At 63.7% G+C, this 19,705-nt stretch carries 26 protein-coding genes; 6 read left to right on the plus strand and 20 right to left on the minus strand.

The annotated features are described in order from the left end of the window. The first annotated feature begins 8 nt into the window (after nt 1–8). From lpdA to GRI42_RS05320, 5 genes are read left to right on the plus strand one after another with little or no spacing between them, the layout of a single operon-like run. Entirely contained in the window at nt 9–1,421 is a 1,413-nt protein-coding gene (gene lpdA, locus GRI42_RS05300) for a dihydrolipoyl dehydrogenase (RefSeq protein WP_160607295.1), read from the plus strand. A 22-nt stretch (nt 1,422–1,443) separates the two neighbouring features. Further along, nucleotides 1,444–2,256, plus strand: coding sequence for a hypothetical protein (locus GRI42_RS05305; RefSeq protein WP_160607296.1), 813 nt, complete (start codon nt 1,444–1,446; stop codon nt 2,254–2,256). Nucleotides 2,257–2,288: 32 nt separating this feature from the next. Next, nucleotides 2,289–3,623, plus strand: a complete 1,335-nt coding sequence (locus tag GRI42_RS05310; protein WP_160607297.1) for an amidase family protein — start codon at nt 2,289–2,291, stop codon at nt 3,621–3,623. A 43-nt stretch (nt 3,624–3,666) separates the two neighbouring features. Continuing rightward, complete coding sequence (locus GRI42_RS05315; RefSeq protein WP_160607298.1) at nt 3,667–4,392, plus strand: PepSY domain-containing protein; 726 nt, start codon at nt 3,667–3,669, stop codon at nt 4,390–4,392. A 4-nt stretch (nt 4,393–4,396) separates the two neighbouring features. Beyond that, nucleotides 4,397–5,032, plus strand: coding sequence for a trimeric intracellular cation channel family protein (locus tag GRI42_RS05320; protein ID WP_160607299.1), 636 nt, complete (start codon nt 4,397–4,399; stop codon nt 5,030–5,032). A gap of 3 nt (nt 5,033–5,035) precedes the next feature. Here GRI42_RS05320 and GRI42_RS05325 read toward each other — a convergent pair whose 3' ends face one another. The 11 genes from GRI42_RS05325 to rplO form a co-directional block, all read right to left on the minus strand. Then, complete coding sequence (locus tag GRI42_RS05325; protein WP_160607300.1) at nt 5,036–5,803, minus strand: hypothetical protein; 768 nt, start codon at nt 5,801–5,803, stop codon at nt 5,036–5,038. Between the two features lie 151 nt (nt 5,804–5,954). Continuing rightward, complete coding sequence (locus GRI42_RS05330) at nt 5,955–6,560, minus strand: hypothetical protein (protein WP_160607301.1); 606 nt, start codon at nt 6,558–6,560, stop codon at nt 5,955–5,957. Between the two features lie 130 nt (nt 6,561–6,690). Next, on the minus strand, nt 6,691–8,055 hold the full coding sequence (locus GRI42_RS05335; protein WP_160607302.1) for a serine hydrolase domain-containing protein: 1,365 nt from the start codon (nt 8,053–8,055) through the stop codon (nt 6,691–6,693). Between the two features lie 90 nt (nt 8,056–8,145). Continuing rightward, nucleotides 8,146–8,565 (minus strand): 50S ribosomal protein L17, encoded by a 420-nt coding sequence (rplQ, locus tag GRI42_RS05340; RefSeq protein WP_160607303.1) that lies wholly within the window; start codon nt 8,563–8,565, stop codon nt 8,146–8,148. A 96-nt stretch (nt 8,566–8,661) separates the two neighbouring features. Continuing rightward, the gene (locus GRI42_RS05345; protein WP_160607304.1) at nt 8,662–9,717 is read right to left on the minus strand and encodes a DNA-directed RNA polymerase subunit alpha; all 1,056 of its coding nucleotides are present in this window, start codon (nt 9,715–9,717) and stop codon (nt 8,662–8,664) included. 104 nt (nt 9,718–9,821) lie between these two features. Beyond that, nucleotides 9,822–10,211 (minus strand): 30S ribosomal protein S11, encoded by a 390-nt coding sequence (gene rpsK, locus GRI42_RS05350; RefSeq protein ID WP_160607305.1) that lies wholly within the window; start codon nt 10,209–10,211, stop codon nt 9,822–9,824. 53 nt (nt 10,212–10,264) lie between these two features. Then, nucleotides 10,265–10,633: a 30S ribosomal protein S13 gene (gene rpsM / locus GRI42_RS05355; RefSeq protein WP_160607306.1), complete on the minus strand. Its 369-nt coding sequence runs from the start codon at nt 10,631–10,633 to the stop codon at nt 10,265–10,267. A 294-nt stretch (nt 10,634–10,927) separates the two neighbouring features. After that, entirely contained in the window at nt 10,928–11,593 is a 666-nt protein-coding gene (locus GRI42_RS05360) for an SRPBCC family protein (protein WP_160607307.1), read from the minus strand. A gap of 65 nt (nt 11,594–11,658) precedes the next feature. Beyond that, on the minus strand, nt 11,659–12,303 hold the full coding sequence (locus GRI42_RS05365) for an adenylate kinase (RefSeq protein ID WP_160607308.1): 645 nt from the start codon (nt 12,301–12,303) through the stop codon (nt 11,659–11,661). A gap of 33 nt (nt 12,304–12,336) precedes the next feature. Then, complete coding sequence (secY, locus tag GRI42_RS05370; protein WP_160607309.1) at nt 12,337–13,701, minus strand: preprotein translocase subunit SecY; 1,365 nt, start codon at nt 13,699–13,701, stop codon at nt 12,337–12,339. A gap of 105 nt (nt 13,702–13,806) precedes the next feature. Then, nucleotides 13,807–14,331 (minus strand): 50S ribosomal protein L15, encoded by a 525-nt coding sequence (gene rplO, locus GRI42_RS05375; RefSeq protein ID WP_160607310.1) that lies wholly within the window; start codon nt 14,329–14,331, stop codon nt 13,807–13,809. A gap of 155 nt (nt 14,332–14,486) precedes the next feature. On the opposite strand from rplO, the gene GRI42_RS05380 reads away from it, so the two are divergent. Continuing rightward, nucleotides 14,487–15,746, plus strand: coding sequence for a glycosyltransferase family 4 protein (locus GRI42_RS05380; RefSeq protein ID WP_160607311.1), 1,260 nt, complete (start codon nt 14,487–14,489; stop codon nt 15,744–15,746). A gap of 77 nt (nt 15,747–15,823) precedes the next feature. Here GRI42_RS05380 and rpmD read toward each other — a convergent pair whose 3' ends face one another. The 9 genes from rpmD to rplN are packed head-to-tail and all read right to left on the minus strand — an operon-like array spanning nt 15,824 to nt 19,689. Continuing rightward, a complete protein-coding gene (gene rpmD / locus GRI42_RS05385) occupies nt 15,824–16,009 on the minus strand; it encodes a 50S ribosomal protein L30 (RefSeq protein WP_160607312.1) in 186 nt (61 codons plus the stop codon). 5 nt (nt 16,010–16,014) lie between these two features. Then, entirely contained in the window at nt 16,015–16,794 is a 780-nt protein-coding gene (gene rpsE / locus GRI42_RS05390; protein ID WP_234033855.1) for a 30S ribosomal protein S5, read from the minus strand. Continuing rightward, the gene (gene rplR, locus GRI42_RS05395) at nt 16,794–17,138 is read right to left on the minus strand and encodes a 50S ribosomal protein L18 (RefSeq protein WP_160607313.1); all 345 of its coding nucleotides are present in this window, start codon (nt 17,136–17,138) and stop codon (nt 16,794–16,796) included. The genes rpsE and rplR overlap by 1 nt, the downstream gene beginning before the upstream one ends. Before the next feature lies 1 nt (nt 17,139). Further along, a complete protein-coding gene (gene rplF / locus GRI42_RS05400; protein ID WP_160607314.1) occupies nt 17,140–17,673 on the minus strand; it encodes a 50S ribosomal protein L6 in 534 nt (177 codons plus the stop codon). Next, nucleotides 17,673–18,068, minus strand: coding sequence for a 30S ribosomal protein S8 (rpsH, locus tag GRI42_RS05405; RefSeq protein ID WP_160607315.1), 396 nt, complete (start codon nt 18,066–18,068; stop codon nt 17,673–17,675). The genes rplF and rpsH overlap by 1 nt, the downstream gene beginning before the upstream one ends. An 11-nt stretch (nt 18,069–18,079) precedes the next feature. Further along, a complete protein-coding gene (rpsN, locus tag GRI42_RS05410) occupies nt 18,080–18,385 on the minus strand; it encodes a 30S ribosomal protein S14 (RefSeq protein ID WP_160607316.1) in 306 nt (101 codons plus the stop codon). A gap of 41 nt (nt 18,386–18,426) precedes the next feature. Continuing rightward, nucleotides 18,427–19,008: a 50S ribosomal protein L5 gene (rplE, locus tag GRI42_RS05415; protein WP_160607317.1), complete on the minus strand. Its 582-nt coding sequence runs from the start codon at nt 19,006–19,008 to the stop codon at nt 18,427–18,429. Next, nucleotides 19,001–19,321 carry a 50S ribosomal protein L24 gene (gene rplX, locus GRI42_RS05420; RefSeq protein WP_160607318.1) on the minus strand — a complete coding sequence of 107 codons (321 nt, stop codon included), beginning with the start codon at nt 19,319–19,321 and terminating at the stop codon, nt 19,001–19,003. Before rplX ends, rplE begins: the two co-directional genes overlap by 8 nt. Next, the gene (gene rplN, locus GRI42_RS05425; RefSeq protein ID WP_006831888.1) at nt 19,321–19,689 is read right to left on the minus strand and encodes a 50S ribosomal protein L14; all 369 of its coding nucleotides are present in this window, start codon (nt 19,687–19,689) and stop codon (nt 19,321–19,323) included. The genes rplX and rplN overlap by 1 nt, the downstream gene beginning before the upstream one ends. Between the last annotated feature and the right edge of the window lie 16 nt (nt 19,690–19,705).

Here is a 19,705-nt window from a genome sequence, read left to right on the forward strand (position 1 = left end):
AAGAAATCATGGCTGAATACGACTACGACGTCCTCGTCATCGGCGCTGGCCCGGGTGGCTATGTCGCTGCAATCCGCGCCGCGCAGCTGGGCCTGAAGACCGCCTGCGCCGAAAGCCGCGAGACGCTGGGCGGGACCTGCCTCAACGTCGGCTGCATTCCGTCGAAGGCGATGCTGCACGCATCGGAATTCTTCGATGCCGCGGCGAACGGCACGATGGCCGACATGGGCATCGAGGTCGCTCCCAAGCTCAACCTCGACAAGATGCACGCACAGCGCATCGACGCCGTGGACGGCCTGACCAAGGGCATCGAATTCCTGTTCAAGAAGAACAAGGTCGACTGGAAGAAGGGCCACGCCACCTTCCAGGACGCGCACACGGTCAAGGTCGGCGACGAAACCGTCACCGCGAAGAACGTGATCATCGCCACCGGGTCGTCGGTCACCCCGCTTCCGGGAGTGGAAGTCGACAATGACAAGCAGGTCGTGGTCGATTCCACCGGTGCTCTCGAACTTAAGGCCGTGCCGAAGAAGATGGTCGTCATCGGCGGCGGCGTGATCGGGCTGGAGCTCGGTTCGGTCTGGCGCCGTCTGGGTGCAGAGGTCGTGGTGGTCGAATATCTCGACAAGCTACTGCCCGGCATGGACGACGACGTCCGCAAGGAAGCAGCCAAGATCTTCAAGAAGCAAGGCATGGAACTGCGCCTGTCGACCAAGGTCACCGGATGCACCGTCAAGGGCAAGAAGGCCACGCTGACGCTCGAACCCGCCGCCGGGGGCGAAGCCACGACGCTGGATGCGGATTGCGTGCTGGTCTCGATCGGCCGCCGTCCGAACACGCAGGGCCTCGGCCTCGAGAACATCGGTCTCGAGGTGAACCAGCGCGGCCAGATCGAAACCGATCACGACTTCCGCACCAAAGTCGACGGTGTGTGGGCCATCGGCGACGTCGTTCCCGGCCCCATGCTTGCGCACAAGGCCGAGGATGAAGGCATCGCCTGCGCCGAGAACGTGGCGGGCCTGACCGGCATCGTGAACCACGACATCATCCCGGGCGTGGTCTACACTTGGCCCGAATTCGCCGGTGTCGGCCTGACCCAGGACGAAGCCATCGAAAAGATGGGCGGCGACAAGGCCAAGGTGAAGATCGGCAAGTTCCCGATGATGGCGAACAGCCGCGCCAAGACCAATCACGAACCCGACGGCTTCGTGAAGATCATCGCCGAAGCTGAAAGCGACCGCGTGCTGGGCGTCTGGGCGATTGCCAGCGTCGCCGGCACGATGATCGCGCAGGCGGCACAGGCGATGGAATTCGGCGCAACGTCGGAAGACATCGCCTATACCTGCCACGCCCACCCGACGCATTCCGAAGCGATCAAGGAAGCGGCGATGGCGGTGCAGGGCAAGCCTATCCACATCTGATGCATTCCGGCGGTACCGGACGATGAATGACCGGTACCGCCTGATGCTCTCTCTGGCCGTTCCTGCCGTCGCAGGACTGGCCTATCTCGCAGCATCCGGCGCGCCTGCGCACTACCTCGCTATAAATGGCGGTGGATTGCTGCTGGCACTTGGCTGGATAGCATTCGGCCGCGTTCCCGATAGCGAAATCGCCAAGCACGTCCTGCAGGCAGTGCTGCTCGCCCTGTTCGCCCTGCCCCTGTTCACTGGCCCCGACATCGAGGGCGTGCGGCGCTGGCTCCCGCTCGGCCCGATGTCGCTTCATGCAGGAATGCTGCTCATCCCGTTGCTTGTCTGCTTGTGCGTGCGCGATCTGCGCTACGGTCCGTGGGTTCTCGGCGCGGGCCTAGGGATCGCTCTGCTACAGCCCGATGCGGCGAGTGCCACTGCCCTAGCGCTCGTCGCCGCCGCGCTCTCATGGATGCACCGCAAGCCGCTCTTCGCTGCCATTGCGGCGCTTGGCCTTGCAGCTTGCATCATCGCGTTCGGTGCTGGCGACCTGCCCCCCGAACCTCTTGTCGAGCACGTATTTGCCGATGCCTGGGCGGTGCAGCCGTTGATCGCACTAGCACTTGCTGCGGCAGTATTTACCGCCCTTGTCCTGCTTTTGACGGCGCGAACCGTGCCCCATGAGGAGAGGGTTGCAATGGCCGCCGCCATGATCGGATTCACAGCGATGTCCCTCATCGGAAACTACCCGACACCCATCCTCGGCTATGGCGCGGCGCCAATCCTCGGCTTCGGGCTTGCGTTGGGTGCGGTCCCGCGCGACTATCGGCATTCGACCGAGGATTGACCGCCGGGAACGGCGCGGGGGGGGGAGACGCAATGGCCTATCCGAAACTGACCAAGAAGCCCGGCGCGCTGGAAACGGCAGCGGCAGTCGCAAAGGGCGAGCTGTCTCCGCTGGAAGCGGTCGATGCGGCCATCGCCCGGATCGAGCATCTCGATACGCATATCAACGCCGTGGTGGTCTGCGATTTCGAGCGCGCCCGCACCACTGCCCGCGCGATGGCCGGGGGCAAGCCCGCAGCCGACCAGCCCCTGTTCGGCGTGCCGATGACGATCAAGGAAAGCTTCGACATCGAAGGCCTGCCCACGTGCTGGGGGCACACCGCCTACGCGGACAACATCGCGTCCGCCGATTCCGCAGTGGTTCGCAAGCTGAAGGCAGCGGGGGTCATCTTCCTCGGCAAGACCAATGTCCCGCCCGACCTTGCCGACTGGCAGTCGAACAACCCCGTATATGGCCGCACCAACAATCCCCACGACCACGAACGCTCGCCGGGTGGGTCGTCAGGCGGCTCCGCAGCGGCCGTGGCAAGCGGCATGGTGCCGTGCGAATTCGGCACCGACATCGGCGGTTCGGTCCGCGTGCCGGCCCATTTCTGCGGGGTCTGGGGCCACAAATCGAGCTGGGGGCTGATCAGCAAGGAAGGCCACGACCATCCGCTCGTCGCCGGCATCGGCGCCCATGATGGCGCGCTATCCATCGCCGGACCGCTCGCCCGCAATGCAGCCGATCTCGCCGCTCTCGTGACCATCACGAGCGAACGCCCCCTTCATACCGAGCGCAAGCCGGTGAAGAAGATGCGCCTGCTGGCCCTGACCGGTCATCCGACCTGTCCGACAGACGAGGGCGTGAGGGTTCCGCTCGAAGAAGCCTTTGCCGCGCTTGAGGCCGAAGGCGCGCAGGTCGACCGGACCAGCGATCTCCTGCCGGACCTTGCGCGCCAGCAGGCCGACTACATGCGCATGCTCAATGTCGCGATGGCTCGCGGGGCGCCGGGCCCGAACGGTAAGCGCGCGAGTGCGACCGACTGGTTCGACCTGCTCGACGAGCAATATCGCAACGAGGCAGCCTGGGCGCGTCTGTTCGAGACGTATGACTACGTGCTCGCCCCGCCCGCTCCCGTCCTCGCGGTCCCGCATAGCGAGGGGCGTATCTTCGATGGCGAGATCGAGGTGGACGGACAACCAGTTCGCGGGGCCGCGGGGCTTTGCTGGGCCGGCCTTGCAACCTTCCCCAACCTCCCGGCAACCGTCCTTCCGGTGGGCGGCACGGGCGATTTGCCCTGCGGCGTGCAGGTAATGGGCCCCCGCTGGTCCGATCTTTCCACCATCGCGACAGCAGAAGCGATCGGGCAGGTGTTGCACTCCTGAGCGCCGCGCCCCATGCCGGGGCCACAAAGACTGGAGAAGTTTAGTGGGTCACCAGCGCGTCATGCGGCGCTTTGCGAAATGGCATATCTGGCTTGGATGGCTGGTCGGCGTGCCTGTCCTGATGTGGACCGTCACGGGCCTGGCCATGGTCATCACGCCGATCGAGGAAGTGCGCGGCAACCACCTGCGCATCGAATCCCCGCCCAGCCCGCTGCCCAGCGATACCGAAATTGCCGTCGCTCTGCCCGCCGACGGGGAACGCCCCGTAAGGTCGGTAAGCACGCAGATGGAACGCGGCGAGACGATTACCCGCATCACCTACATGGACGGCACGAGCGAACGATACCGCGCGGACGGTACGCAGATGTCGCCGCTGTCCGATGTCGAGGCGCGCCTGATCGTCTCGAAGGAAATCCGCGGCGGCGACAAGGTCGTCGGAACGAAGCGCTTCGATGCCGAGAGCGTGCCGTTCGATTTCCGGCGCCCCATGCCCGTGTGGCAGGTCGCGCTGGAAGACGGCACCCACGTTTACGTCGGCACCGAAACCGGCAATGTCGAGGCGGTCCGCACGCGGTGGTGGCGGACCTTCGACTTCATGTGGGGCCTGCACATCATGAACCTGCAGACGCGCGAACTCGATGACCAGAGCGGGTTCAACTACGCCATGCTGGTGCTTTTTGCCGCGCTCGGCGTGATCGGGTCGATCCTCGGCTGCATCCTGATGTTCCGCCGCCGCAAGGCGCGCCCGGTGCCGCTGATCGACAAGTGATCCGATGAACGAGGAAATCCTCACCCCGGTGCTCGACTGGCTCGACCTTGCGGGCGTGGCGATTTTCGCGCTGACCGGCGCGCTGGTCGCTGCGAAGGAGAAGCAGACGCTTGTCACCCTGTCCTTCTTTGCGCTGATCACCGGCGTAGGCGGCGGCACGATCCGCGACCTGCTGATAGAGGCTCCGGTGTTCTGGATCGCCGACCCGTGGGTCGCGGCAATCTGCCTCGGCATGGCGCTGTTCGCATGGTTCACCCCCACCCGCTGGTGGGAGGGCCGCTTCCTCTCCATTGTCGACGGCCTGGGGCTCGCAGCCTACGCGGTGCTCGGCACGGCAAAGGCGCTGGAATACGGCGTACCGCCGGTCCCGGCCTTCCTCATGGGGGTCATCACCGGCTGCGCGGGAGGCATCATCCGCGACGTGATCGCTGGGCGCCCGTCCATCCTGATGCGCCCGGAACTCTATGTCACGGCGGGAGCACTGTCGGCCGCGCTCACCGTGGCAGGCGGCATGGCCGGATTCGAGCGCTGGTATGTCTGGATCGCGGCGACAGTGGCCGGGTTCGGCCTGCGCCTCGCCGCGATCAGGTGGAACCTTGCCCTCCCCGCCTATGACGAGCGCGGGGCGAGCAAGGAATAGATATCAGATAGCCTTGCCGGGATATCCGGTGCCGACGTCGAGTTCAGGCTCGGCTCCTTCGTCGCCACTGATCGGACCGCCGGGATAGTCCGGCTGCGGGCCATCGTCGGCCGGCGCTTCGGCTCGGCGGTCCACCCGATCCCACTCCGCGGCATAGCGTTCGTCGTCCCACTGTCGATCATCGGGGGCGCGCGCGAATTCCTCGTCACCGCCCTGCTGGTCGCGCCAGCTGCTGCGCGATCCGAAATCGACGTTTTCGATCCGGCCGTCTTCGCCGATGGCGCAAGAGAAAGCCTCGCCATCGGAAACCGTGCCGGAGATTTCCCATCCCTGCGGCGTGCGGTTGGCACGGTCGACGGTTTCCACGCGGCGGTCGCGCTCGACCTCCTCGACGCACATGCCTACTGCACGGTCGATGCCGCGTCCGTCGTCCCAGCGGGCATGGTCGCGGCGCTGTTCGGGATAGCGCCAGTCGCGGTCGCGATAGCGGCGATCGTCGTCGCGCTTGGCTCGGTTGGCAATTGCCGCGATGCCGCCGATGATGAGGACGCCGGTCAGCACATCGCCGAGGCCGGGTCCGCGATGATGGCGGTACCGGCGATAACGATGGTTCTGGTATGTCTGGTCGGCCGGGTCGTAGCTGGTCACGCCTTCAGCCTGTGCCGGATAGGAGGTGACGACCGGAAGCTGCGCGGCATAGGCCGGGCTGGCGACAAGCGAAGCGGTGGCAAGCAGGGCGGGCGCAGCGGCCCAGGTGCGGAACAGCGACATTGGAAGTGATCCCTTCGATGGCGCGCCCCACCCGGCGCAAGTCTCAACTATCTTGGCTGGTAACCCGTCGCGCATTTAGCACGGCTGAACCGCACAAAGGAAAACGGCCCGAACCGCTGGGGTCCGGGCCGTTTCTTGGTGGTCTGGTTTATCAGCGCAGTCCGCGAATACCGTCGAACTTGACGTGGCTGACGCGGCCCCGCTCGATGTAGCAGGTGAACTTGCCATTGTCCTCGCCGCGATAGCCGCGACGGTCGTAGCGTCCATAACGGTCGTCACGATCGTAGCGGTCGTAGCGGCCATAGTTGCCGTAGCGGCCCCGTTCGCCATCGACCACGATGCGGCCCTTGACCCTCCAGCCGTAGCGGGTGTCGTCGACGTCGCGGATGTCGGTCACCTGGGCGTAGCGGAAGCCCGAACGGCGCGCGTCCCTCGTCGCCGCATTGACGCAGCGTTCGACAGCGGCGCGCGGGTTGCCCCGGCTGCGGTAGGCATCACGGCGGTAGTCGTAACCGTCGCGATAGTAGCGGCCATCGCGGTAGTAACGACCGTCGCGGTAATAGTCGCGGTCCTTGCTGGCAGCGCTGGCGACGGCGGCGATACCGCCGATGATCACGGCACCGGCGATCACGTCGCCGACGGAAATGCCGTCGTCGCGGTCGCGGGCCTGCGCCGGGGTGGCACCTGCAAGCGCCATTGCGCCAACGGCTGCGGTTGCGATCCCACCCTTCGCAAATGTCTTTGTCTTGTTGCTCATGTGAGGTGCTCCTCATCTCTACCGGGGCGGGATTGCCTCGGTCGATTGAGGTTCTAGGCGAGTCTCACTGAGGTGACGCTGAATCGCGCGAGCAGCCTACGTTCAGAAAAGCAGCAATTTAGCTGAATGTCTATTTCGCAAGGGAATCAAGCACATCCCGCGTAAATGCCGCAATATCGAAGCGCGAGCCCGTCGGATCCTCACCCCTGCGCACGACAACAACGTTCAGGCTCGGAACGATCACGACGTACTGTCCGCGATTGCCGAAAGCGGCGAAGGTATCGGCAGGAACGCCGTCGGACTTGTTTAGCAGCCAGAAGCCCGCGCCATAGCCGAATGCGCCATCAGGCTGCGGGCCGGAAGGCGTCGCGACATATTCCACCCAGCCTTCCGGCAGCATGCGCGTCCCATCCGGCAGCACGCCGTCGTCGAGGTAGAGCTGGCCGAGCTTCAGAAGATCGGGCGCGGTCGTCCATACCTGGCTGGAGAGGATGTAATTGCCTTGCCAATCGGTCTCGGAGACCGTGCGGTTCATACCTACGGATTTCAGGAATTCCGCTGGCGGATGTTCGGCAAACGTCGCCTCGATCGCCTGCACGGCAGCCAGCGTATCGTTGTTGGCGTAGCGGTAGACCGTGCCCGGCGTGCTGAGCAGCGGCCAGTCGACCGCGACCTCGTCGACGGTGGCGCCGCCGAAATAGAGCGGATCGGTACGATTGCCCGGCGTGTCCGAATAGCGGCCCGTGGCCATCCGCAGTGCATGGTCGATAGTGATCGCGCGTCGCGGGTCTTCGGGCGTCTCTCCCAGTCCGGCGGATTGCGAGACATCGGTTTCCCCGCGGTGCACGGCCGCACCGACGAGCGTGGCGGCCAGGCTCTTGGCTACCGACCACGTGCGCTGCGGTGTGGCGGGACCGTACTCGCCCGTATACTGCTCGATGCGCGTGGCGCCGCCCTGGCTGACGATTACGGCGGTGGTCCGCGTCTTTTCACCGAAACCCGACGAGAAGGCACGGTCGACAACGGCGGCAAGCTCGCCATTTTGCGGGATGCGTTGGTGCCACATGTAAATACCGTCGGAGAAGGGGACAGAGTCCCGCTTGGGCGGCTCCGTCGTGCCGACCGGGCCAATTGCGCATCCGCCTTCCTGCCGGTGCCACGCAAGCCTGGGCGGCATGTCATCGGCCCATTCCACCGACACATGGGACACCGCGCCCTCTCCGCCACGGAACCGGTAAACCGAGTAGGGCAGTTCGGGCACGATGCTGTCGAGCGGCGCCTGGATGCCCGACAATTCCCATTCGAGAATGCTTTGCTCGGTCCTCTTGGTGCCCGCGCGTTCCGCATTGGCGAGCGCACTGCACAAGAACAGCGCCTTGTACCCGGCCGCAAGCGCGCGGTCGTAGCGCGCGCCGATCTCCTCCTGCGTGGTTGACTGGGCGGCAAGCGGGGCGGCGGCGAGCAGCGCGGCAGCTGCAAGTGTGTGTCTAATCATGCGTGCCTTGTGACACGCCTTTCGCGAGCATCAAAACAAAAGGGCCGGAGGATCGCTCCCCCGGCCCCGATTGTCTCGTAGTGGAGAAACTTACGCTTCTTCCAGTTCCTCGTCGTTCATGACGGGGCCGCTGTCCTGGCCCTTGGCGTCGACGTCGCGGTCGACCAGTTCGATCACGGCCATCTGGGCCGCGTCGCTGCCGCGGTAGCCGGCCTTGATGATGCGGGTGTAACCGCCTTCACGATCGGCATAACGCTCGGCGAGGACGTCGAAGAGCTTCTTCAGCTGCGTTTCGTCCTGCAGGCGGCTCTGGGCGAGACGACGGTTCGAAAGACCGCCACGCTTTGCCAGCGTGATCAGCTTTTCGATGTAGGGACGCATTTCCTTCGCCTTGGGGGCGGTGGTCATGATCTGCTCGTGCTTGATAAGCGAGGCAGCCATGTTGCGGAACATCGCGTTGCGGTGGCCGGTCTTGCGCTGCAGCTTACGGCCGGAAATCTTGTGACGCATTGTACTTCCTTCTTCGTTCGAAAAGGGCCCGTTCGAGGTAGCCCAGTGCTGGCGGCGCTTTCCCGGATGTGGGAGGTGCGCCGCCGGTACCTGTGATTAGCCGAGAAGTTCCTGTTCGAGCTTCTTGGCCATTTCTTCGATGTTCTCCGGCGGCCAGCCAGGGATGTCCATGCCGAGGCGCAGGCCCATCGAGGAAAGGACTTCCTTGATCTCGTTGAGCGACTTGCGGCCGAAGTTCGGCGTACGGAGCATCTCGGCCTCGGTCTTCTGGACCAGGTCGCCGATGTAGATGATGTTGTCGTTCTTGAGGCAGTTCGCCGAACGGACCGACAGTTCGAGCTCGTCGACCTTCTTGAGGAGGTAACGGTTGAGCTGGTTGGTGTCGCTTTCCTGCGGCTCTGCTGCCTGGCCGATCATGGCCGAGCTGGGCTGCGGGATGCCGTCTTCGAAGTGGACGAACAGGGTCAGCTGGTCCTGGAGGATGCGCGCGGCATAGGCCACGGCGTCTTCCGGGGTCACGGTGCCGTCGGTTTCAACGGTCAGCGAAAGCTTGTCATAGTCCAGTTCCTGGCCGACGCGGGCGTTCTCGACCTTGTAGCTCACCTGGCGAACCGGCGAGTACAGGCTGTCGACCGGGATGAGGCCGATCGGCGCATCGGCCGGACGGTTCATCACTGCCGGGCGGTAGCCCTTGCCGGTATCGGCGGTCAGTTCCATGTTCAGCGTGGCGCCTTCGTCGAGGTGACAGATCACGAGATCCTTGTTCATCACTTCGATGTCGCCGGTCACGGCGATGTCGCCGGCCTTCACTTCGCCCGGACCGGTGGCCGAGAGCTGCAGGCGCTTGGTGCCTTCGCCTTCCATCTTGAGCGCGATCTGCTTCACGTTCAGGACGATGTCGGTAACGTCCTCGCGCACGCCGGCGAGCGAGGAGAATTCATGCAGCACGTTCTCGATCTTGATCGAGGTGATGGCTGCACCCTGCAGCGAGGACAGCAGAACGCGACGCAGCGCGTTGCCGAGCGTCAGGCCGAAGCCGCGCTCGAGCGGTTCGGCCACGAAGGTCGCCTTGCGCGCCTTGTCGCCACCGTCCTTGATGTCGAGGGTGTTGGGTTTCTTGAGTTCCTGCCAGTTCTTGATGTTGACGGACATGGATTTCCCCTGGTGTGGATGCGGGCAGGACCGGAGCTCTTTACCGAGCGTCCGGTCCGTGAAGGTGTCGGCGGCCCGCTAGCGAGCCGCCAGGCAGGTACGGATCAGACGCGGCGACGCTTGGAAGGACGGACCCCGTTGTGCGGGATCGGCGTCACGTCGCGGATCGAAGTGATCGTGAAGCCGACTGCGGCGAGACCGCGCAGTGCGCTTTCACGGCCCGAGCCCGGGCCCTTCACTTCGACCTCGAGGGTGCGCACGCCGTGTTCCGCAGCCTTACGGCCTGCGTCGTCGGCAGCGACCTGCGCGGCATAGGGAGTCGACTTGCGGCTGCCCTTGAAGCCCATCATGCCTGCGCTGGACCAGCTGATAGCGTTGCCCTGCGCGTCGGTGATGGTGATCATGGTGTTGTTGAAGCTGGCGTTGATGTGCGCGACGCCCGAAGAGATGTTCTTCTTGTCGCGGCGCCGAATACGGCCGGGTTCGCGTGCCATGGTGTATCTTCCTCTATATTCTCAAGAAGGGAAAAGCTCTGGGAGACCCAGGCTTACTTCTTCTTGCCGGCGATCGGCTTGGCCTTACCCTTGCGGGTGCGGGCGTTGGTGTGGGTGCGCTGGCCACGAACGGGCAGACCGGCACGGTGACGAAGGCCGCGGTAGGACTTGAGGTCCATGAGGCGCTTGATGTTCATCGCGGTGTTGCGACGAAGGTCGCCTTCGACGGTGTAATCTTCATCGATCGTTTCGCGGATGCGCAGGACTTCCTCGTCGGACAGGTCCTGAATACGGCGAGCGTGATCGATGCCGAGCTTGTCGGCGATCTCGACGGCCGTGGCGCGACCGATACCGTGAATATAGGTGAGCGCGATGATAACGCGCTTGTTGGTGGGGATGTTTACCCCGGCAATACGAGCCACTTAAATCTCCATGCTCCACAGGGTCCTTTGAAGCGGGACCCTATCTCAACGCCTTGTTTTCATTGACACACCCGGTGGCAGGTAACGCAAAAGCCCGGATGGCGTGCATAGCGCTACCGCCTGCCGGACTCACCGAAAGTGTCGAATGAAAGGCGCGCTTAGGCGGATTCGGCCGTAAGGTCAACCGCTCGCGCGCACAAACGACGAGGCAGCCCATATGGGCAGCCGTCCGTCTATTACAACACCGTCATACGCCCGGCCGGGAGAAAGGTCAAAGCCGGGCTGTGCACAGCCCTATTCGTCGGTGGCAGGAGCTTCTTCGGCAGGTTCTTCAGGCGTCTCGAACGCCTTCTCGAAATCGCCCGGCTCTTCTTCGTCAACCTTCGCCTCGTCAGGTGCCTGCTCGGTGTCTCCGTCGAGCGCGCCGAGGTGATCGCGCAGGCCCATCAGCTGCTGGGTCATCACGCTATCGACCGCCTTTGATATCTGGGCGACGGGAATGCCCATGGGGCCGCCCACATTGTATTCCCAGTCGATCCGCGTGCCGCCGTCGATCTCGTGGAGCGTGATCGTGAGGACGCCGGTTGCCGGCACGGCCTGGAGCGGACCAAGCCCGCCCCGCAGGCGCAGTGCCTTGTCGGGTACGGCCTGCACCACGATCGCGTGCTGGGAACTCCCGTCGAGGGGGATGTCGCCCTCGCCCGGGATCTTCTCGCAGAAACAGCCGCCGGCGCTCGGCACCAGCGTCATGTTGGCAGCATCGCCCGACCAGGTGTGGCTGTCGTTCCACCATGCCCCTGGCTTGATGAGTGCCAGCCAGGCCTCGCGCGGGGTTGCAGACACGCTGGCCGATGCCTTGGTCACGAAACCGTCGTCACTGGTGGCGACGACCTTCGCCGAAGCAGGCGCCGCCATCATGGCAAGGCCCAGCGCGGCGGCGAAGTAGCGGAATTGCGGCATGTCTCACTCCCGGGAATATCTCGGGAGCGAGTCCTATGACCGCCTTGTGCTTTTGGAAAGGCCGGTCAGCCCAGAATGGCGTCGATAGCGTGGGTCACGTCACCGATGGCGGCCATGCCGTCCACCCGGCTGACGATGCCGCGCGCTTCATAGCCCGGCAGGATCGGAGCGGTTTCGCTGCGATAGACCTGCATGCGGTGACGCACGGTTTCCTCGTTATCGTCGGGGCGACGCTTGAACTCCGTCGAGCCGCACTTGTCGCACACGCCTTCGACTTCGGGCTGCTTGAAGGTGTCGTGATACCCCTCGCCGCAATTGGCGCAGGTGTAACGGCCCGTGATGCGGGCAACCAGGGCATCCTCGTCCACGTCGAGTTCGATGACATGGTCGAGGCTGCGACCGTGCTTGGCCAGCAGTCCGTCGAGGATTTCCGCCTGCTTTTCGGTACGGGGATAACCGTCGAAGATTGCTCCGGTGTCCGGGCCCATCGCGGTCAGTTCCGCATCGATCAGTTCCGAGACGATCTCGTCGGACACGAGCTCGCCCGCATCCATGATCGCCTTGGCCTTGATACCCACCGGAGTGCCCGCCTTGACCGCGGCGCGCAGCATGTCGCCCGTCGAAAGCTGGCGCATGCCGTGGTGTTCCATCAGGCGGTGAGCCTGCGTTCCCTTGCCTGCCCCCGGAGGGCCGAGAAGAATGATATCCATCGCGTGAAGTCCCTTGTCGCGCGCCTTGATGCCTTAACGCAGGCGTCCCTTCAACTTGGCCTTTTTGATGAGATCGCCATACTGGTGCGCCAGCAGGTGCGACTGGATCTGGCTGATCGTGTCGACCGTGACGTTCACGACGATCAGCAGGCTGGTACCGCCAAGGAAGAGCGGGATGCCGGTCTGCGCGATCATGTATTCGGGGACCACGCAGACGAAAGTCAGGTAGATCGCGCCGATCACGGTGATGCGGGTCAGGACGTAATCGAGGTATTCCTCGGTCCGCTTGCCCGGACGGATGCCCGGAATGAAGCCGCCGTTCTTCTTCAGGTTCTCGGCGGTTTCTTCAGGGTTGAAGACCACCGCGGTGTAGAAGAAGCAGAAGAAGACGATGCCCAGGCCATACAGCGTCATGTAGAGCGGCTGACCGTGCTGCAGGTATTGCAGGATCGTCTGGACCGAACCGCCGAAGCCGCTTTCCGTGTCGAGCGAATTGCCCGCAAACTGCGTGATCGTCAGCGGCAGCAGGAGCAGCGAGCTGGCGAAAATCGGCGGAATGACGCCGGCCGTGTTGAGCTTGAGCGGCAGGTGCGAACGGTCGGCCTGCATCATGCCGCGCTGCGTCGCGCGCTTGGGATACTGGATCAGCAGGCGGCGCTGGGCGCGCTCGAAGAAGCTGATCAGCAGGATCAGGCCGACGACCATGAAGATGAAGCCGAGCAGGATGCCGGTCGAGATCGAGCCTTCGCTGTAGCCCGAGGTCATGTTGGTGACGAAAGTCGGGAACTGGGCGACGATGCCGGCCATGATGATCAGCGACACGCCGTTGCCGATACCGCGGCTGGTGATCTGTTCACCCAGCCACAGCAGGAACATGGTCCCGCCGACGAGGCTGATGACGGCGCCCACGCGGAACATGTAGCCCGGGTCGACGACTGCGGCGATGCCATTGGCGGCACCGAAGCTTTCAAGACCGGCCGCGAGGAACCAACCCTGCACCGTGCACAGCAGCACCGTACCGTAACGCGTGTATTGGTTCAGTTTCTGGCGACCGACCGTGCCTTCCTTCTTCAGCGCGGCAAGAGCCGGATGCAGGGCGGAGGCCATCTGAACGACGATCGAGGCGGTGATGTAGGGCATTACGCCGAGCGCGATGAGGCTCATGCGCTCGAGGCTGCCGCCGGTGAACATGTTGAACATGTCGATGATGCCACCCTGGGTGACATCGGCAAGCTGGGTGAGTGCGCGGGCATTGATGCCCGGCAGCGGCACGAAGCTGAGGAAACGGAAAACGATCAGCGCGCCGATCGTGAACCAGATGCGCTGCTTGAGCTCGGTTGCCTTGGAGAAATTGGCGAGACTGATATTGCTCGCGAAACTGTCGGCGCGTGATGCCATTGGTCGTCTTCGATCCTAGCTTGGCGCCGGCCCGTCCCGGCGCTGACCGGACAGATAGGGAGCGGAAGGACGATTGTCGAACCCCCGCTCCCCTATTTCCATCGATTACTTTGCCTTGGCAGCCTTGTTGGCGGCTGCGCGTTCGGCCTTCTTCTCGTGCTCGGGCTTGCCCTTGTCGAGGATTTCAACCGAACCACCGGCCTTTTCGACAGCTGCGACCGCGCCCTTCGAGGCACCGGCGACGACGAACTTGACCTTGGTCTTCAGTTCGCCCTTGCCGAGCAGGCGGACGCCGTCCTTGCCGCCGCGTGCAAGGCCTGCGGCCTTCAGCGCTGCGTGGTCGATGTCCTTCTTGGCATCGAGCTTCTTGGCGTCGATGAACTTCTGGACCATGCCCAGGTTCACTTCGGCGAAGTCCTTGCCGAACGGATTGTTGAAGCCGCGCTTCGGCAGGCGCATGTGAAGCGGCATCTGGCCGCCTTCGAAGCCCTTGATGGCGACGCCCGAACGGCTCTTCTGGCCCTTCTGGCCACGACCACCGGTCTTGCCCTTGCCCGAACCGATACCACGGCCGACACGGATGCGGTTCTTGCGCGCACCCTCGTTGTCACGAATTTCGTTGAGTTTCATGTTCTGCACTCGCTTTCGCTTGGTCCGGCGCGGATGTGCGCCGGAGATTTCGCACTGATTTAGTGAGGCGCGCGCCCTAGCTTGTATGGCCCACCTTGTCACCCCCCCTTTTCGCGTTTGCGAAACGGCCTACGGACGGTAATCCCCGTACCACCATGTCGAACGGTGTAACCAGTTCCTGCGTCCCGGTCGGCGTGTTCCATCCCGGCACCCAGCATAGCTGGCAGACCGCAAGGGCCCTGCAGGACCTCGGCAGGCTGGAATTCTACGCTACGTCGCTGTTTTACCAGCCCAATCGCTGGCCGTTTGTCCTCGAACGGCTGCCTTTTCTGGGCGGCAAACTGGAGCGCGAATTCCGCCGCTTCGCCGCTGAAGGCATCGATCCCGCACTGGTCAGGACGGGTGGATGGCACGAATGGGCAGAGCGAATTTGCGCCAGGTTGGGAAGGACGGGCCTTACCCACCTACTGAACGCGGCGGGTAACAAGGCGTTCGTACGATTCATCGAGGATGATGTGGCTTCAGACAGCCCTTTCGCCTTGTGGGGCTACAACCAGTCTTCGCTGGAGAGCTTCGCCTTGGGGAAGCGGCATGGCCGGACCTGCATCCTGGACCAGACGATCGGCGACCCGCGTGCATTCGACCGGGAGATGGCGGCGCTGCAGGAAACCTATGGCGACTGGTTCCTCGAAGGACACAACAGGACCGATCCCCGCGAGATCGAACGGGCCGATGCGGAATATGCCCTGGCAGACCGGGTCCTGGTGGGCTGCGACTATGCAGCCAGCACGATTGCGGCTGAAGCGACAGATGCAGCGGTGACCGGGAAACTCGAAGTCCTGGAATATTGCTACGACCCTGCGTTCGACGCGGTCGAGCCTGTCCCTCATGACCTCAGCGGCCCGGTGCGCTTCCTGTTTGCCGGCCTCGGCATCCCGCGCAAGGGCATCCACCATGTGCTGGAGGCGATCTCCCGCTTTCCCGAAGAAGATGCGACGCTGACCCTGCTCGGCTCGGTAGATGTGCCGCCAGAGACTTTCGCGCCCTTTTCCGAGCGCGTGACACACATCCCCACTCTGCCCCGCTCCGGTGTTCCCGCGGTCATGGCGCGGCATGATGTCCTGCTCTTCCCGACCTATTTCGAAGGAGCGGGCCTTGTTCTTTACGAGGCGCTAGCCGCAGGAATGGCGCTGATCCAGACCGACCGTGCTGCCCGGGCGGTGACCCCCGAGACGGGCATCATGCTGGAACGCCCCGAAACTGACGCCTTGGCCTCGGCGATGGAGCAGGCGGTTTCAGACCGCGATCTTCTCATTCACTGGCGCTCGAATGCACGCGCCAGTGCCCGCAATTACCGCTTCGCGGCGTACCGGGACCGCATCGCGGACCTGCTGGCGCGGATGGAGCTTGGCTGAGCGAGCCAAAGAAAAAGGGCCCGCAACCGGTAAGGTCGCGAGCCCTTCTATCTTGCAGGAGCCGAAGCCCCGGTCGATCAGTCGACGATCGTCACCAGATGCGGGATCTTGGCGACTGCGCCGCGCACCTCGGGGGTGTCCTGGCGTTCGACGACCTTGTGCATCTTGTTCAGGCCAAGACCGATGAGGATCTTGCGCTGGCCTTCGGGACGGCGGATCGGCGAACCGATCTGCTTGATCTTGATGGTTTTCGCTTTGGCCATCGTTCTTACTCCGCGATAGCGGCGGCGTCGGCTTCAGCCTCGGCCTCCGATGCCCCGCCGCGACCCAGGAGGTCGGCAACCTTCTTGCCGCGACGCTGGGCAACCGACTTCGGCGAAGTCTGGTCCTGCAGCGCGTCGAAGGTGGCGCGGATCATGTTGTAGGGGTTCGAGGTGCCGACCGACTTGGTCACCACGTCGGCAACGCCGAGGCTCTCGAAGACGGCACGCATCGGACCACCGGCGATGATACCGGTACCCGGAGGCGCCGTACGCACGGTGACCTTGCCGGCGCCGAAGCGACCGTTGCCGTCGTGATGGAGGGTACGACCTTCCTTCAGCGGCACGCGGATCATCTTCTTGCGAGCGGCAGCGGTTGCCTTCTGGATGGCTTCCGGCACTTCGCGGGCCTTGCCCTTGCCAAAGCCGACACGGCCCGAGCCGTCACCCACGACCACCAGCGCAGCGAAACCGAAGCGCTTACCGCCCTTCACCGTTTTGCTGACGCGGTTGATGTGGACGAGCTTCTCGATGATGCCGTCGTCTTCTTCCTCGCGGCGGTTGTTGCGACGGTCGTCACGACCGCGGCCACGGCCACGGCCGCCTTCGCCACGTTCGCCACCACGGCCACCACGGCCACGACGCGGTTCGCCTTCGGCGCCCTGCGCGGGGTCCTGGTTCGCAGCTGCTTCCGACGGCGTGTCGGCGACAGCCGGCTGCTCGTTGGTCACTGCGGTTTCGGTTTCGGCCGTCACGGCTTCTTCGGTCTTGTTTTCGTCAGCCATCATCAGAACTCCAGCCCGCCTTCGCGAGCGGCGTCGGCCAGCGCCTTGACGCGGCCATGGAACAGGAAGCCACCGCGGTCGAACACGACGGTGGTGACGCCGGCCTTCTTGGCGGCGGCGGCGATGTCGCTGCCGACCTTCTTGGCGGCGTCGACATTGGCACCCGAGCCCTTCACGCCGAGCGTCGAGGCAGCGGCAACGGTCTTGCCTGCCGCGTCATCGATGATCTGCGCGTAGATGTGCTTGCCGGTGCGATGGACCGAGAGGCGCGGCTTGCCGCCCGCACGGCTGCGAAGAGCAGTGCGGACACGGCGGCGGCGGCGTTCGAAAAGAGAGAGCTTTGCCATCTTACTTCTTCTTCCCTTCCTTGCGGAAGATGTACTCGCCGCGGTACTTGATGCCCTTGCCCTTGTAGGGTTCGGGCTTGCGCCACTTGCGGACATTTGCCGCGAACTGGCCCACGGCCTGCTTGTCGGTACCGCTGATTTCGACAGTCGTCTGGTCCGGGGTCTTCACCTCGATACCTTCGGGAACGTCGAGATCGACATCATGCGAATAGCCGAGCTGCAGCTTCAGGGTCTTGCCCTGAGCGTTCGCACGGTAGCCGACGCCGGTGATCTCGAGGACCTTGGTGAAACCGTCGGTCACGCCTTCGACCAGGTTGGACACCAGCGTGCGCTGCATACCCCAGTGGTTGCGAGCGGCGCGCGTGTCGTTGGCCGGCTTGACCGAGATTTCGCCGTCTTCCAGCTTGTACTCGACCAGGTCGGACAGGCCCATCGAAAGAGTGCCCTTGGGACCCTTCACGCTGAGCGTGCCTTCTTCGATCTTGGCCTCAACCCCGCTCGGGATCGTGACCGGCTTTTTGCCGATGCGGCTCATCAGAACACCTCCGCCAGCACTTCGCCGCCGACGTTTTCGTTGCGTGCTTCGGCGTCCGAGAGCACGCCCTTCGGCGTCGAGACGATGGTGATGCCAAGGCCGTTGCGGACCACGGGGAGTTCCTTGGAACCCGCATAGACGCGGCGGCCGGGCTTGGAGACACGGGCGACGTGCTTGATAGCCGGTTCGCCTTCGAAATACTTCAGTTCGATCCGCAGCGCGGGGTGCTTGCCGCTGTCGTCAGCCGAATAGCCACGGATGTAGCCTTCGCGCTGGAGAACTTCGAGCACGTTTGCACGCAGCTTGCTGGCGGGCGAAAGGACGCTGTCCTTCTTCGCACGCTGGCCGTTGCGGATACGGGTGAGCATATCACCCAGGGGATCGGTCATAGCCATCTATCGATTCCTCACCAGCTCGACTTGGTCAGGCCCGGAATCAGGCCCTTGTTGCCGAGGTCGCGCAGTTCGATACGGTTCAAACCGAACTTGCGGTAATAGCCGCGCGGGCGGCCGGTGGTGGAGCAGCGGTTGCGCACCCGGGTCGGGTTCGCGTTACGCGGCAGTTCCGCCATCTTGAGACGCGCGATCAGACGCTCGCCTTCGTCGAGGCTTTCGTCATCTGCGATAGCCTTCAGTTTCGCGTACTTGTCCGCATACTGCTTGACGAGCTTCTTGCGACGCTCGTTCTTGTTGATCGAACTCAGTTTCGCCATTGGACTTAAGTTCCTTCCTTAAATCTCGATCGGAAGGCGGCTCACGCCGCCTCCTTCTCTTCCGACTTGGTTTCAGCCGGGAACGGGAAGCCGAAGAGACGCAGCAGTTCGCGCGCTTCCTCGTCGGTCTTCGCCGTGGTGGTCACGATGATATCCATGCCCCGGACCTTCTCGATCTTGTCGTAGGAGATTTCGGGGAAGATGATCTGTTCTTTGAGGCCCATGGCATAGTTGCCACGGCCGTCGAAGGACTTCGGGTTGAGGCCACGGAAGTCGCGGATACGCGGCATGGCGATGGTCACCAGGCGGTCCACGAATTCGTACATGCGCTCGCGACGAAGGGTAACCTTCGCACCGATCGGCATGCCTTCACGCAGCTTGAACTGCGCGATCGACTTCTTGGCCTTGGTGATGACCGGCTTCTGGCCGGCGATCAGCGCCATTTCTTCAGCGGCCGTCTGGACCTTCTTCTTGTCCTGGCTGGCTTCGCCCACGCCCATGTTGAGCGTGATCTTTTCCAGCTTCGGGACTTCGAGACGGTTCTTGTAGCCGAACTTCTCGGTCATCGCCTTGACGATCTGGTCGTCGTAGCGCTGCTTCATACGGGGGGCGTTATCAGCCATCGATGGTCTCCCCACTCTTCACGGCAACTCGCACCTTCTTGCCGTCCTTCGTTTCGAAACGGACGCGGGTGGGCTTGCCGTCCTTCGGATCGGCAACAGCAACCTTGCTGATCGGCATCGGCGCTTCGAAACGGTCGATGCCACCCTGCGGGTTCTGCTGGGTCGGCTTACGGTGACGTGCAGCGACGTTCACACCCTGGACGACGATCTTGCCTTCCTTCGGCATGACCTTCGCAACGGTGCCGGTCTTGCCCTTGTCCTTGCCGGACAGGACGACGACGCTGTCACCCTTCTTGATCTTTGCGGCAGCCATTACAGCACCTCCGGAGCAAGCGAGATGATCTTCATGAAGCCGCGGCCGCGCAGTTCGCGGACCACCGGGCCGAAGATACGGGTACCGATCGGTTCTTCGTTCTTGTTGACGAGAACCGCGGCGTTGCTGTCGAAGCGGATCACGCTGCCATCGGGGCGGCGGACGTCCTTCTTCGTGCGCACGATGACAGCGCGATGAACATCGCCCTTCTTCACCTTGGTGCGCGGCTGGGCTTCCTTCACGGAAACCACGATCACGTCGCCGACGGACGCGGTACGGCGCTTAGAGCCACCCAGTACCTTGATGCACTGGACGCGCTTTGCGCCGCTGTTGTCCGCGACGTCGAGATTGGATTGCATCTGGATCATTGATCCGGTTCCTTCT

It is taken from the genome of Qipengyuania gaetbuli (assembly GCF_009827315.1).
GTDB lineage: Bacteria > Pseudomonadota > Alphaproteobacteria > Sphingomonadales > Sphingomonadaceae > Qipengyuania > Qipengyuania gaetbuli.